The 15099-nt window shown below is 59.5% G+C and carries 13 protein-coding genes; 2 read left to right on the forward strand and 11 right to left on the reverse strand.

Annotated features, from left to right (window positions below; all coding sequences use genetic code 11):
* Positions 1-113 precede the first annotated feature (113 nt).
* From AC1ATL_RS07465 to mraZ, 9 genes are all read right to left on the reverse strand, one after another.
* Positions 114-1358, reverse strand: a complete 1245-nt coding sequence (locus AC1ATL_RS07465; protein WP_476569739.1) for a peptidoglycan glycosyltransferase FtsW — start codon at positions 1356-1358, stop codon at positions 114-116.
* On the reverse strand, positions 1345-2784 hold the full coding sequence (murD, locus tag AC1ATL_RS07470) for a UDP-N-acetylmuramoyl-L-alanine--D-glutamate ligase (RefSeq protein ID WP_476569741.1): 1440 nt from the start codon (positions 2782-2784) through the stop codon (positions 1345-1347). The genes AC1ATL_RS07465 and murD overlap by 14 nt, the downstream gene beginning before the upstream one ends.
* Before the next feature lie 77 nt (positions 2785-2861).
* Positions 2862-3959 (reverse strand): phospho-N-acetylmuramoyl-pentapeptide-transferase, encoded by a 1098-nt coding sequence (mraY, locus tag AC1ATL_RS07475; RefSeq protein ID WP_432623635.1) that lies wholly within the window; start codon positions 3957-3959, stop codon positions 2862-2864.
* A 58-nt stretch (positions 3960-4017) separates the two neighbouring features.
* Positions 4018-5487 (reverse strand): UDP-N-acetylmuramoyl-tripeptide--D-alanyl-D-alanine ligase, encoded by a 1470-nt coding sequence (locus AC1ATL_RS07480; RefSeq protein WP_476569807.1) that lies wholly within the window; start codon positions 5485-5487, stop codon positions 4018-4020.
* Positions 5488-5566: 79 nt separating this feature from the next.
* A complete protein-coding gene (locus AC1ATL_RS07485; protein ID WP_476569744.1) occupies positions 5567-6445 on the reverse strand; it encodes a UDP-N-acetylmuramyl peptide synthase in 879 nt (292 codons plus the stop codon).
* Positions 6446-6481: 36 nt separating this feature from the next.
* Positions 6482-8284, reverse strand: coding sequence for a peptidoglycan D,D-transpeptidase FtsI family protein (locus AC1ATL_RS07490; RefSeq protein WP_476569746.1), 1803 nt, complete (start codon positions 8282-8284; stop codon positions 6482-6484).
* Positions 8281-8742, reverse strand: a complete 462-nt coding sequence (ftsL, locus tag AC1ATL_RS07495; protein WP_476569748.1) for a cell division protein FtsL — start codon at positions 8740-8742, stop codon at positions 8281-8283. Before ftsL ends, AC1ATL_RS07490 begins: the two co-directional genes overlap by 4 nt.
* Before the next feature lies 1 nt (position 8743).
* Positions 8744-9775 (reverse strand): 16S rRNA (cytosine(1402)-N(4))-methyltransferase RsmH, encoded by a 1032-nt coding sequence (gene rsmH / locus AC1ATL_RS07500; RefSeq protein WP_476569750.1) that lies wholly within the window; start codon positions 9773-9775, stop codon positions 8744-8746.
* Positions 9775-10290, reverse strand: a complete 516-nt coding sequence (mraZ, locus tag AC1ATL_RS07505; RefSeq protein WP_476569752.1) for a division/cell wall cluster transcriptional repressor MraZ — start codon at positions 10288-10290, stop codon at positions 9775-9777. Before mraZ ends, rsmH begins: the two co-directional genes overlap by 1 nt.
* A gap of 250 nt (positions 10291-10540) precedes the next feature.
* Here mraZ and AC1ATL_RS07510 point away from each other — a divergent pair, with 250 nt between their 5' ends.
* Positions 10541-12820 carry a HelD family protein gene (locus tag AC1ATL_RS07510; RefSeq protein ID WP_432623647.1) on the forward strand — a complete coding sequence of 760 codons (2280 nt, stop codon included), beginning with the start codon at positions 10541-10543 and terminating at the stop codon, positions 12818-12820.
* Positions 12821-12830: 10 nt separating this feature from the next.
* Positions 12831-14030 carry a phosphoglycerate dehydrogenase gene (serA, locus tag AC1ATL_RS07515; protein WP_476569754.1) on the forward strand — a complete coding sequence of 400 codons (1200 nt, stop codon included), beginning with the start codon at positions 12831-12833 and terminating at the stop codon, positions 14028-14030.
* 114 nt (positions 14031-14144) lie between these two features.
* On the opposite strand, the gene nrdR is transcribed toward serA, so the two are convergent.
* Together nrdR and AC1ATL_RS07525 are read right to left on the reverse strand one after the other, a co-directional pair.
* The gene (gene nrdR / locus AC1ATL_RS07520) at positions 14145-14609 is read right to left on the reverse strand and encodes a transcriptional regulator NrdR (RefSeq protein ID WP_432623651.1); all 465 of its coding nucleotides are present in this window, start codon (positions 14607-14609) and stop codon (positions 14145-14147) included.
* A 46-nt stretch (positions 14610-14655) separates the two neighbouring features.
* Complete coding sequence (locus AC1ATL_RS07525; RefSeq protein WP_432623653.1) at positions 14656-15093, reverse strand: LysM peptidoglycan-binding domain-containing protein; 438 nt, start codon at positions 15091-15093, stop codon at positions 14656-14658.
* Positions 15094-15099: the final 6 nt, after the last annotated feature.

The following is a 15099-nucleotide window of genomic DNA, read 5'->3' on the forward strand; positions in this document are numbered from 1 at the left end:
AGCCCACGGTGTGCCAGCGCATCGCACGGCATACCGTGGCAGACCAAGATACTTACATTTCGTCTACTTTTTCCTCGCCGCGGGAACATGCCACAGACGTTCGGCCGAGACGGTCACAGTATACGATTCTCGGCTTTGATCTCAGGCTGCTCCTTCATCATGCTGACCGCCACGCCCGCAGCGCCCAAACACATGACCAACGAGGAACCGCCGGCCGATACGAACGGCATTGGCACGCCCATGACCGGCAGCAGGCCGATGACGACGCCGATATTGATGAACGCCTGTCCCACGACCCAAACCGCGATGCACACCAGAACCATGGTGATGTAGCGGTTTTGGGCCTGCAAGGCCACCACCAGCATGCACCATGCCAGAACGATGAACAGCAGGATGACCATGGCCGCTCCCACGAAGCCTGTCTCCTCACCGATGATGGCGAAGATGAAATCGTTGTGCGCTTCGGGAAGATATCCCCATTTCTCGCCGGAATTGCCGATGCCGACGCCCAAGAGTCCGCCGGAGGCTATGGCGTACTTGCCATGGATCGCCTGATAGCAGACTCCCTGCAAATCGGATGGCGAACAGGTCTGATAGGCCGCCATGATGCGGCCGAGACGGTTCGGGCTGGTCAGCACGAATGCGACGATGCCGCACGCACCGAACAACACGGCGCCCGCCAGCCATTTGCCTGGAAATTCTCCAAGCAGCAATGCGACGCCGCCGATGGCGAGGATGATCAATCCGGTGCCGAGATCCTTACCCGACATGACCAAGAGGAAGGCGACGAGGAATCCACCAATCAGCCAGCGGTACGCCTTGAGCGCGCCAACCGCCTTCACCTGTTTGCGCGCATTGAGCAACTCGTTCGGCATCCATACGCATAACGCCAGTTTGACGATTTCCGCAGGCTGCATGGTGAACACGCCCGGAATGCCGATCCATCCCTTGTTGCCGTTGACCTCGACGCCTAATGGGGTCAACGTGGCCGCCTGCAGCAACGCGGCGGCCACCAGAAACCAGAAACTGATTCTACGGTACAGGCCGGCCGGAAGCATCATCGTGAAGAACGCCACACCCAATCCCAGCACGCAATAGAACCCCTGTTTCAACGCCTGAGCCCATGGCGACTGCCCATTGGCGATCATGGTCACCGACGAACTGGAGAACACCATGATCACACCGAAAATGGTCAGGATGATCACGCATAGACGGAAACCATGGAAACACCACAGGGGGTTGGCGAATCCGCGGGCGGCGTTTCCCCTCGGACGTCGGATCTGCGTGCCGGACCCATCCGACGTGCGCCGCTGATCAGTGACGGATGAGATGCTGCGGCCAGCCTTAGGCTTCCCCATGCTCATTCACCCAACGCTGAGCCTCCTGCGCGAACTGGTTTCCGCGATCGGCGTATGACTTGAACTGGTCCATGGACGCGCAGGCCGGAGCCATAAGCACCACGTCACCAGCCTGCACATATGCGCCCGCGGCGTCGATGGCGCGCGACATGACGGTATCGTTGTCCGTCGGGTCGATGATGGACAGCGGAATGTCGGGAGCGCTTTCCTTGAATGCATCCAGCATCGGCTGCTGATCCCTGCCGATGATGACGGCCGCCTTGATGGTGTGGGCCTGTTCGGCGACGAGCCGTTCGAATCGGCTTCCCTTGGCGAGCCCGCCGGCGATCCACACCACGGACTTATCTGCGAAGCTGTTGAGCGAGGCCTTGGCCGCGTGGGCGTTGGTGGCCTTGGAATCGTCCACGAAACGGATGGTCCCGCCATCAGCGGTACGGGCGACGGCGACGGTCTGGATGCGATGGCCTCCCGGAGTGAACTGCTTGAGCGCGGCCAACGACTTCTCCCTGTCCGCGCCGAGGCCCAGCACCAGTGCCAACGCCGTCAACGCATCGGCGAGCAGGTGCGGATAGACCGTGCCGTCCGGTTCGGTCAGATGAGTGAAGTCGGCGATCTTCGCGACTTGTTCCGGCTCGCCCGGTTTTCCGCCGGCGACACCCGACATGTCGACGATCCATCCGTCCTTCACACCGATCTGGCCACTTTCCGGTTCGTTCAGCGTGAATCCGATCCTGCGGCATCCAGGCGCGGTCTGCGCTGCGAAAGCCAGCTTGGTGACACGGTCGTCGTCAGCGTTGTAGACCAAGGCCTTCTTGACGTTGCGGAACACCTTGGCTTTGTCCGCCGCATAGTTTTCAATGCCGCCATGCCAGTCGAGATGGTCGTCGGCGATATTGGTGATCGTGGCGCAATCAAGTTCCAGAGAGTAGGTGAAATGCAGCTGGAAGGAGCTCAATTCGACGCACAGCACATCGTTCGCGGAATCGACCGCCGCATGCGACACCGCCTTGCCGATATTACCGACGGCCGGAGCGGTCAGACCGCATGCGGACAGCATCTCCGAGGTCATTTCCGTGGTCGAAGTCTTGCCGTTGGTGCCGGTAATGCCAATCCATGGCGCGGGCTTGCCGGTGGAGTCGTTGTTCACACGCAGCTGCCAAGCCAGTTCAACCTCGCTCATGACGGGGATGCCACGCTTCTGCGCCTCAAGAATGAACGGCGTGCGAGGGTTGAAGACCGGTGAGGTCATCACCATGTCGGTATCATCCCAATCGATTTGGTCGAAGGAATGCAGATCCGCATCCGGTTTTCTCTCGTCCACGCCCAGCACCCTGCCTGCACGGGGTCCCAGCACCTGCATCATGCTCTGTCCGGAAACACCAAGGCCAGCCACGATTACGGTCTTGCCATTCATATCCATATCCATCACCCTTCAATCGGAAACATCATTTGCCGTGATAGCACATCCATGTCGCAGGTATCAAACCGCGTCATGGAATCATGTCACAAGCCGGAACGCGCCACCCAATCGCCGTAGAAGACCACCAGTCCCAACAGCACGAACAGCATCTCGATCATCCAGAAGCGGATGACGACCTTCACTTCCGGCCATCCCTTCAATTCGAAATGATGGTGAATCGGTGCCATCTTGAACACCCTCTTGTGGGTCATCTTGAAATAGCCGACCTGGATGATGTCGCTCATGGTCTCGATGACGAACAGACCACCGAGGATGATGGCTAGGAATTCGGTGTGCGTGGCGATGGACAGCGCGGCGAACAGACCACCCAAGGCCAAAGAGCCGGTGTCGCCCATGAAGATGGAGGCTGGATTGGAGTTGTACCACAGGAATCCGAAGCATGCCACCGCCGCGCATGCCGCGATGATGGTCAGGTCAAGCGGATCGGACACCGCATAGGTGAAGCCGGGATGGCCGGAACCCTTGAGATGGTAGAATTCCCAGAACGCGATAATCGCATATCCGATGAAGGCGATCATGGAGGATCCCGCCGCCAGACCATCCAGACCATCGGTCAGATTGATGGCGTTGGTCCACGCGGTCATCAGGAAATTCACCCAGATCACAAACAGGATGATGGCTACGGCGCGGCCGGCGAAATCGAAGCTGAAGAACGGCTTCTCGATGAAACTCATTCCGGCCTGAGCACTGGGGAATCCGGATTTGGTCGGCAGTATCAGCGACAGTACCGCATATATGGTGGCAAGGATGAACTGTCCGATAAATTTGCCCTTGACCGTCAGTCCCTCGCTCTGCTTTTTGCGGACCTTCGCGAAGTCGTCGATGAAGCCCAGGAAGCCCATCGACAGCATGGCGAACAGCACCAGCACGGCCGACCACGACGGCACATCGCCTCTGGTGAAATAACGGTACAACGCCGATGAGCCCCAGCCGAGCACTACGGCGAGATTGATGACCACACCGCCAAGCGTCGGCGTGCCGCGCTTGACCAGATGGGACTTCGGACCATCCTGACGGATGTACTGTCCGTAGTTGAGCTTGTGCACCAATTTGATCAACAGCGGAGTTCCCACAATCGTCACGCCTAGTGACACCACAATGCCGATGATGAGTGAAATCACCTGATGTTCTCCATTCCAATCAGATCTTCAGATAGGTTTCCGGCAAACGCCGATTCGATCAATTCCGCGTCCAGCGTTCCGCCAGCGCGCTCAATCCCGATGCATGGGATCCTTTCAACAGCACGACCGCATCCGTGTGGCTGGCCGCGAGTCCGGTGACCATACGGTCCGCCTCATCGGCGTCATGCGCCCATTGGACGGTGACGGATCCAGCCCCGGCGGATTTCCCGCCTTTCGCCATGTCCTCGGCGAGCGCATCCAGCGATTTGTCGGTCGTGCTGCCGACGGCCACCACCGCGTCCACCCCGTTTTCGACGGCGTACCGGCCGATTCCTTCATGCAGCTGACGCTCATCCGGCCCCAGTTCCAGCATCGCGCCCAACACCGCGATGCGGTATGGCTGTTTTTCGGCTCCGGAACGCCATTTCAGCAAACCGTCGAGTCCGGCTTTCATGGAATCCGGATTGGCGTTGAACGAATCATCGATGAGCGTGAACGAGGTCTCCGGCTTGACAACGGTGGAAACCGCCATACGATGCGGACTGATGCTCTTCACGTCGGACAGGCCGGCGGCCACGTCGGCGATCGGCATGCCAAGCGTCATCGCGACCGTGGCCGCGGCGAGGGCGTTCATGACATTGTGCTGTCCACAGATGCCGAGCGTGACGTCAGCACGCTCTCCCGATTTGTTTTCCAGGACGAACGATGGATGATCGAGTTCATCACAGGCGACGTCATGGGCGGTGGAATCCAATCGCGCTCCATCTTCCCGAGGCAAGCCGAACCACAGCACATCGCCCGGCGCGATGGCGCTCATCGCGGCGACATGTTCGTCATTGGCGTTGAGGATGGTCAGGCCGTCGGGCACCAATCCTCGGACGATTTCCGATTTGGCCTGGGCGATGCGCTCCACCGAGCCGAATTCGCCCAGATGGGCCACGCCGACCTTAAGCACCACCGCGATGTTGGGTGGCACCAAGGAGGTGAGATTGGCTATTTCTCCCACGTGGTTCGCGCCCATCTCCGCCACGAGGAAACGCGTGTCGGCGTTCACCTTGAGCGATGTCAGAGGCAGACCGATCTCGTTGTTGAACGACCCGACCGGGGCGACGGTGTCTCCCAGCTTGGACAACAACGATTTCAGCAGGTCCTTGGTGGTGGTTTTACCGACCGATCCGGTGATGCCGATGACGGTGAACGGCGATTCCAGCGCGCGACGGCGTTCGATGTTGTGCTTGGCAAGCATGCCCAGTGCCTTGACGGTATTCTCGACAACAATCTGCGGCACCTGCGCGCCCGCGACCTCATGGTCGACGATGGCGGCCACGGCGCCATGGGCGCCGACCTTAGGCACGAAATCGTGCCCGTCGACACGTTCGCCGGCTATCGCCACGAATACCGAGCCTTCGACGATCTGCCGTGAATCGGTGAACGCACTGGTCGCGATGGGCTCTTCGACCGCGGTCTCCGCTGGTATCAAACATCCTGATACCGCCTGCGCGATCTCCTTCAGGCTCATCGGCATCATGGTCGGACTGCTCACTGTCGTTACTCTCCTCTTATCGGGTTGTGCGTTCGGCATGGACACGCCATCCATGCCCATATGTTCAGTTCAGGTCGCGCGACACTCGCAACGCGCTTTTGATGTTGGCCTTCCGCACACCGGCGGCCAGCACCATGGCGATGGACAGGGACAACAGCCGACCATCCGTATCGCCGTATGCCGATGACGCCTGCGTGGCGAGCAAGTCAGATTCCTGGGTCCGTCCCGCGATGCGGGTCTGCTTGCCGACGAAGCATCCGAAGCGGGAAACGAATTTCGTCACCTCAGCGTTGCTCAAGCCATTGTCGTAGCACGCGAGCACATCAATGTTGACCGACTGCAACGCGTCCTCGCGCAACGTCTCCTCATCCAACGCGAGTATCACGGCGGCGGCGCCGTCTTCGGCACATACGGCCATCGTACGTTGCACGTCGATGATCGACAACGGATATTCCAAGGCGAGGAACCGTTCCAAGGATTGCGAATCGGACGAGCTGATCACGCCGACCGGGTTGCCCAGCATATGCAGGAAGTCCGCAAGATTGCTCACTGCGGATTCTACCGTCTCCTTGTTTCTCCCCGTGATGGCGAACACCGCCAACGAATCGGATGGGTTGCCGGCCATTTCGGCCACCAGCTTGCCCAGCTGCCGCATGGTGGGTTCGGCGTAGATTAACGGAATATGAATGTCGTCGACCTGTCCCCGCAACGTGTGGGGCACGATCGCGCCATACGCGCCGAGTGCCTGGACCTGTTCCAGCTGACGCGCGTCCACGTCCGCGGACGGCACGAACAATGCGCCGGGACGTACCGATTCGACGTCATCAGCGACGGACGTCACCGTCACTTCGGTCGCCGATGCGGGATCGAGGTCGAAGCCGTATTGGTTGGCAAGCAACCCCAAAGTCATTCGCCTGTTCATGGATTCGCTGACCGAGCTCACCTTTCCATTCCTCCGTCCATCGCGTTGCGTACTCACTCACCAAGTTACCGGAATAGCATCCGTACGTGGCGCGGAAGCCGGCACTTCGTACTTCTGCATAAGGAATTCACCAATCTGCGCGGTGACCGGACCGGCCGTCAGACCACCGAAGCTGCCTTGCGGATCCTTGAGCACCACGGTGATGACGAATCGTGGATCGTCGGCGGGGATGATTGCCGAATAATCGCTGATTATGGAGCTCAGCTGGCCATCAGCGCCCGCGACCTCGGCCGTACCCGATTTCGCCGCTATACGGTATCCATCGACTTTCACGAACTTGCTATAGTAATCCGAAACCGATTCCATGGCGTTGAGGATCTGGCTCGCCACGGACTCGTCGATGACCCGTGTGGCTTCGCCCTTCGGGTTCTGTTCCTCGACATGGCCGTCGGCATCTGTGATGGATTTGATGATGCGTTGCGGCTTTCTCACGCCTTTGTTGGCGATCACCGCGACCGCATTGGTCAATTGCATGACATTCACCGTGTATCCTTGGCCGAAGAGCACCGTGTTCCTGGTTCGGGCGTCCCAACTGTCCGCCGGATACAGCACGCCTTCGGATTCACCGGGCAGGTTCAGTCCTGTATCCTGTCCGACGCCGAACTTCCTGATGAAATCGTATCGCTGCTCGTTGGTCATTTTGTCTCCGGCGAGGATCATGCCGACGTTCGACGACTGCTGGAGGATGCCGGCGAGCGTCCAATGCTCGGCGCCATGCGTCTCCGCATCCTTATAGGATTGCCCGTCCACCGTAATCGTGTCTGGAACCGTGAACTTGTCATCGATCTTATGCAAACCCGACTGCAGCATGCCCGACATCGCCAGCACCTTGCCGATGGAACCGGGCTCGAAAGTCTCGCTCACCGCCCGGGAAGCCCCCATCTTCGCTTGGTCGCTTCCAGCCTCGACCGTATCGCTGTCGGCCAAGGCGAGGATATCGCCCGAACGCACGTCCTGGACCATGGCGATGCCCCATGCGGCCTGGTACTTGCTTTCGCTGTCATGCAGCACCTTTTCGGCATACCATTGCACATCACGATCGATGGTCAACGTCACATCGGACCCGTTGACCGCCTCCTTGGACTCGGTCATGGTTCCCGGAATCTCAACGCCGCTATTGCCCTGCTGATAGACCTGATAGCCGTCCTGACCGGTCAATGTCCTGTTTTCCATCTGTTCGACGCCGGCGACCCCCTTGCCTTCGGCATCGACGCCGCCGAGCAGCGAACCCATCAGCGAACCGTTGGAATACAGACGCTCGTTGCTGAGCTCCGCATACACGATGCCTCCAAGATTCAGTTTCGAGATCTTGCGTTTTACAGCCGGAGTCACGTCCTTCTTGAGCACCACGTATTGTCCGCTGATCGACAGCATGGCACCCAATTCCGTGGCGTCCATGCCGAGCACCGGCGCCACGAGACGCGCCACGGCGGCAGCTCCGGTGGCTCCTACCGGTTTGCCGTCGATCTGATGGCAGTTCTCCCCCGTCTGCTTGGTGCAGGTGGTCGGCACAAAGTCCTGAGCCTGCTCCGGGTTGCCAATGATGGTGTAACGTTCGACGCTTTGCGCGAGAATGGCGCCGTTGGTGTCCAGTATCTTGCCCCTCCGAGCCTTCAGAGTCACCGTGGTGGTTCGGCTCTGCGCCGCGGCCTGCGCCATGCTTTTGCCATTCACCAATTGGATATCGGCGAGCCTGACAAGACAGGTTGTGCCCATCAATGCCAGGATGACGCCGATGGCCATGGTCTTTGTCAGCAGATTCTTATGGAAGAACGCGTAAATACGGCGGACGAGATTCACTTGGCGCTGTCTCCGCTCGCGCTTGCCTGATAACCGTTCAAATCGATGGTCAACGCGCCTTTCTGCGGCACCATGCCCATGTCCTCGGCCTTGCTCGGAAGCGAAGCGTCGAGCTCGTCAAGCTTGGCCTGGTCGTCTTCGACGTCCTGGGTCAGTTTGGTGATGCTTGATTCGATCTGGCTTGCCTCGAAGGAATTCTGCACCATCTGGGTGCGCAGCATCAGCGATCCGAGCAGGCAGACGCCCAGGAACACCGCGGCGATGACCAGATGCAGCAGGGGTGTGCTGCGGGTACGGGTCCATGTGATGAGCTGTTCGAATCCACGGCGGACGCCGTTGCTTCCGCTCTGGGTCCCCTTGACGACGTGCAGTTCGGGACGCGTGGTGCCGATGCCTTCCGTCGGGCGCTTGCGTCCGGCGGGAGCCGCATTCGATGCGATCGTTCTTGGTGCTGCCACTTCAGCCCCTTCTTCCTTGTCTGGTCATAGTCGAGTAATCAGTGCTTTGGTCGAACCGCTTCCGCCATCGACCGGGAATTGGTCTGATCAGTTCCACCGCGCGCAATCGGACGGACGCCGACCTTGGATTGTCGGCGATCTCATCCGCATCCGCCTTGATGGCGCCTCGCGTCAGCTCCTTGAAGAACGGCATCATATCCGGCGGAACCACCGGCATATCCGCAGGCGCGTCGATCTTAAGGCCTTGGCTCATGAAGGTTTTGACGGTCTTGTCCTCCAACGAGTGGTACGACTCCACCACCAGACGCCCACCCACAGCAAGATGGTTGGCTATCTGCGGCAACGTTCCGGCCAGCTTGTCCAGCTCTCCGTTGACTTCGATGCGCAGCGCCTGGAACACGCGTTTGGCGGGGTTGCCGGCAGGACGATGCGCCTGCGGAACAACCTCGTCCACCAGACGATTGAGCTGGCCGGACGTGGTCAATGGCTCGGTTTCACGGCGACGCACGATTTCCCTGGCAATCTGCTTGGAGAAGCGTTCCTCGCCATACGTACGGAAGATACGTGTCAGGTCGGCGAACGAATATTCCGCAAGCACCTGTTCGGCGGTCAGCGACTGGGCCACATCCATACGCATGTCGAGTGGCGCATCGTGGGAATAGGAGAATCCCCTGTCCGTCTCGTCGATCTGCAGACTGGACAGTCCAAGATCCATGAATACGGCGTTGACCTTGTCAACGCCCTGATCGTCCAGCACTTGGGAGAAATCATCGAACGCCGCGTGCACGGGGATGAAACGATCAGCCAGACCTTCCGTTTCCATACGTTTCGTGGCGAGCGCGAGTGCCTCGGAATCCCTGTCGATGCCGATAAGACGAGCCTTGGGACTCGCCTTGAGAAACGCCGTGGAATGTCCGGCCAAGCCAAGCGTGCAATCCACGGCAATGGAACCCGGCTTCGTCAAAGCGGGCGCCACCAGATCCACGCAATCATGAAGCAGCACCGGTTGGTGAATAGTCGTCACGTCAGTCATCAGAATCCCATCGCCGGCAATACGTCATCGGCAATGTCGGAATATCCCTGCTCCTTGTCAGCCAAGTAATCCTCCCATGCCTGTCTATTCCAAATCTCAGCCCTGGTGCCCACACCGATCACCACGATGTCGTCACCCAGGTTCGCGTAATCGCGCAACATCTGAGGCACGAGAACACGTCCTTGCTTGTCGGGATCCTGATCGACTGCGCCGGACAGGAACACACGCAGATAGTCGCGCGCCGCCTTGTTGCCCATGGACGTACGCTGTATCCGCACCGCGATCCGTCTGAACTCGGATTGCGGCAACAGATAAACGCATCGCTCCTGGCCGCGCGCCATCACCATGCCGGAGCCCAGCTGGGCACGGAATTTCGCGGGTAATGCCATGCGTCCCTTGGCGTCGATCTTCGGAGTGTAGGTACCCAGCAGCAGTGGCGGCAAATCGTCCATCAATCCGGCGGATTGTGTGGAATCATCTTCAGAGGTGGGCTCAGTTCCAACGTTTTGGACCATCGCCGCACCTCCTTTTTCACTGTCGCCCGGGCACACCAATCCCAAGCACTTTCACCACTCTACCCCACCGCTCACCACTTTTCCCCACAAAAAAACAAAAACACAGCGATTAACACCAAGTTTCCCCATATTCCGAATCGGCCGCCGCTCCACACGCGACCGTCCGGACATACAAGTCGGGTCTTCCGTAACATTCGTAGAAGCCTTGGGGTACATTGGAATGCCTTGAGTTTCAGATGAAGGGACAGCAATGTCGAGTTATTCCGCCCAATTGCAGGAAGAGCAACAGGCCGTCAACCGCGCATACGACCGTCTGGACGCGTTGAGGGCCCAGGCACGATCACGCCTCGACACGGTCCGTGCCGCGGGATCGCATGGCTCGCCCACGCAACGCACCGAGCGCGATTCCTTCGCCACCATGTACGAGGATCGTCTCACCCAGCTGCGCGCCGTGGAGGACCGTCTGGTGTTCGGCAGACTCGACGACGTGCACGGCGCCCACCGATACATCGGACGCATCGGCCTGTCCGACGAGGACCATGAACCAATCCTCACCGACTGGCGCGCCGATGCCGCACGCCCGTTCTACGAGGCGACTCCTTCGAATCATGGCGACATCGTGATGCGCCGGCACATCACCCTCAGCTTCAGGGAAGTAGTCGGCGTCGAAGACGAGGTGCTCGACGTGCATTCCGACCAAGTCGGCGAAGCCTCCTCTAACGGGACATTGACCGGCGAAGGCGCGCTGCTTGCCTCGCTCAACGCGAAGCGCACCGGGAAGATGACCGATATCGTGGCCACCATCCAGGGCGAGCAGGACCGCATCATCCGAGCCGATCTCAACCAGGCCGTGGTGGTGCAGGGAGGTCCGGGCACGGGCAAGACCGCAGTCGCCCTGCATCGTGCCGCATATCTGCTGTACACCCACCGACGGGCGCTGCAACGCTCCGGCGTGCTGGTGGTCGGCCCCAGCTCGACGTTCCTGCATTACATCGACCAGGTGCTCCCCTCGCTGGGCGAGACGGGTGTGGTCAGCCGCACCATCGCGGACCTGATTCCCGGCGTCATCGCCACCGCCCACGATGAGCCGCATGCGGCGAAGCTCAAAGGCGAACGCCGCATGGCCAAGGCGATAGCCAACGCCGTGGCATCGCGCGAACGCGTCCCCTCGCATCTGCCAACCATTCGAATCAACGGCTTCAACGTGCCGATGCTGCGCACGGATGTCGAGCAGGCCCTCACCGACGCCAAACGCACCCGTCAACCGCACAACAAGGCGCGCGAGACCTTCGTGCGCGACATGCTTTCCTCGATGCGCAACCGGTATGTCGAACAGCTTGATTACGAACCGGAACAGGCCGAACTCAACGATGTGACGCAGCAGCTGCGCATGAGCGACGACCTGCGAAAGACACTGAACCTCGCATGGCTGCCGATGACTGGCGAATGGCTTGTGGACCAGTTGTTCGCGAAGCCGGAGCAATTGCGCCGGTTCGCGCCTTGGCTGGAGGAACGCGATATAGCGTCGCTGACACGGCCGAAGGGCTCGCCGTTCACCGTCAGCGACGTACCGCTGCTGGACGAGGCCATGGAATTGCTTGGCCCCGATCCGAAGGCCGTGGCCAAGCAGAAGGCTTTGGACGCCAAGCGCGCCGAAGAGGAACAGTTCGCCAAGGACACTCTGGCGCAGAACGGCATCGGCAACGGCATCGTCACCTCGCAGATGCTGGTGGACAACATCAACGGCATGGATGCCGAACTGACGGCACAGCGCGCGGCCGCCGACCGCGAATGGACCTATGGGCATATCGTGGTGGATGAGGCGCAGGAATTGACGGCGATGGATTGGCGCATGCTGATCCGCCGATGCCCGTCACGCTCGTTCACGATTGTGGGCGATGTGGCGCAGACGTCCGCCTTGGGCGGCACGCGTTCCTGGCGCCGCATGATGGATCCGTTGTTTGGCGAGAGGAACTGGCAGCTCAACGAATTGACCATCAACTACCGCAATCCGAAGGAGGTGTCGCAGCTCGCCGGCGATTTCGCCTCCGCCGAAGGCCTGTACATCTCCACCGTGAACGCCGTGCGTGGCGTGCCCGATTCCGTCAAACGTCTCGTTGTCCGCGATGACGGACTGCTCGAGGACGCGGTCGCCCAGCAGACCATCGATCTGGTACGCGAATACGTCGCGTCCGACGGCACCGGACGCGTGGCGATCATCGCTCCCGACGGAATGCTCAAAACGTTGCGGAAACGCGTCTACACCCAACTTCAGGAGGAGCTCACCGCGAAGGAGTTCTCCCGTCTTGAGGAACAAAGTTCCTGGGACGAACAGGTCACCGTATGCTCCACGCAGACCGTGAAGGGTCTGGAATACGATGCCGTGATGGTGGTCCAGCCGGGACGGATCGAACAGGACGCGCCGTCGCGCATCGTCGCGGCTTCCGACCTGTATGTCGCCATGACGAGGCCCACACAGCGCCTGCTTATAGTGCGGACAAAAGACGACGAGAATCTGCTCAAGTTATAAGGTAGGAATCATGCCCAAAGCATTATTACTTGAAAACATCCATCCCGACGCGGCGCAGTCGCTGCGTGACCATGGCTTCGAGGTGAAGTGCCTTAAAGGAGCCCTCAGCGAGGACGAGCTGATCGACGCGCTGGAAGGCGTCGACCTGCTTGGCATCCGCTCCAAGACCGCCGTGACCCGCAAGGTCATCGACGCCCGTCCCACACTCACCGCAGTCGGTTGCTTCTGCATCGGCACCAACCAGGTCGATCTCGAATACGCGGGCAAGAACGGAATCGCCGTCTTCAACGCCCCATACTCGAACACCCGCTCCGTGGTGGAGCTTGTCATCGGAGACATCATCTGCTTGATGCGCCGCATTCCGGCGCATACGCATCATATGAAGCACGGTTTGTGGGACAAGTCCGCCTCCGGCTCCCATGAAGTCCGTGGCAAGACTCTCGGCATCATCGGCTATGGCAATATCGGCTCACAGCTTTCCGTCATCGCCGAGGCGCTCGGCATGCGCGTGGTGTTCTACGACATCGAGGAGAAGCTCGCCATGGGTAACGCCCATCGTTGCTCCACGTTGAACGAGCTGTTGGAGCAGTCCGACGTGGTCACCCTGCATGTCGATGGACGAAAGTCGAACACGGGCTTCTTCGGCGAAGACCAGTTCGAGCACATGAAGCAGGACGCCATCTTCATCAACCTGTCCCGCGGCTTCGTGGCCGATCTGGATGCGTTGAAGAAGCATTTGGATTCCGGCCATCTGTCCGGCGCCGCGGTGGATGTCTTCCCCGTCGAGCCGAAGAAGACCGGCGACGAGTTCCTCACCGACCTCGCGAACGAAGACAACATGATCCTCACTCCGCATATCGGCGGTTCCACCCTTGAGGCGCAGAAGTCCATCGGACAGTTCGTATCCCAGCGTCTTGAGGACTACTGGTTCAAGGGATCCACCATGCTGTCGGTGAATCTGCCACAGATCACATTGTCCGACATCAAGTCGAACTTCCGCATCGCCCATCTGCACGCCAATCTGCCCGGCGTGCTGGCGCGCGTCAACCGGGTGCTGGGTGAGGATGGCATCAACATCGCGGCGCAGGCCCTTGGCACCGAGGGCGAGCTCGGATATGTGGTCACCGACGTGGCCCAGCGTCCGGACCAGAAGGCGCTTGATCAGCTCGCATCCATCGAGGGCACGATTCGCATGCGCGTGATCAGCTGACGAGCCCGCGATGCACAGTTCTCTTATGAAGAAGTCCTCCGGCCTTATCGGTCGGAGGACTTCTTCATAAGATTCATAAGAGATATCGACATCACACGCCCATGTGAGTCATCATCATTCGTCCGTATCGCTCGATTCCGTGCCATTCAATTCATCGATGGCACGCTGGAAATCATCCAGATTCTCGAAATTCTGATAGACGCTCGCGAAACGCAGGTACGCTACCATATCAAGGTCGCGCAGCGGCTTCAGAATGGCTTTCCCGACCTCTTCCGATTTGACCTGCGCCAGTCCGCGGGAACGAAGGTCCTCCTCCACTTTCTGCCCCAGCATCTTCAGGTCATCCTCGTTGATGGGACGGCCTTGGCATGCTTTGCGCACGCCGGCAATCACCTTGTTGCGATCGAATTGCTCGACGTTTCCGGAACGCTTCACCACCAATAGCATGGTCGTCTCCAAAGTGGTGAACCGTTTGGAGCATTTCGGGCATTCGCGCCTACGGCGGATGGAATGGCCGTCATCGCTGATACGCGTATCGACAACCTTGGTGTCTGGATTCTGGCAAAACGGGCAGTGCATGTCTTACACAATAGCCCGAGCCCTTGAAATAAGCCCGACCACGGGCCTATGCCCCATCAGGGACGATAAGCCGCTGTCCGGCATGCAGAGATGCCGTATCCAAATCGTTCAAACGCATCAGCTCATCCACTGCATCTCCGACATTGCCGCCTTCATGCGTGATTCCCGAAGCGTACTTCCACAATGTATCCCCCGGTTGAACGGTGTATACGGTGACCGAAGCGGGTTCCGAAGCCGGCCGCGTCTGAAGAATGGGAACTGCCTCCACGGCGCACCAGAACGCAATGGACGCCAGAACGACCATACGGAATGCGCTTTTCATCCACCCATGTCCCATCGCCTCGCCCATCACAACACCCCTTTCGAACACATGTTCTATCGAACGCTTGTCCAAAGTATGGCACAAATGTTCGAATATTGCAAACACACCTCGAACAGATGTTTGATTTTCACGGCGTTTCGCGCTATGCTTCTGAGAACACATCGAAAG

It is taken from the genome of Bifidobacterium sp. LH_743, from assembly GCF_056355775.1.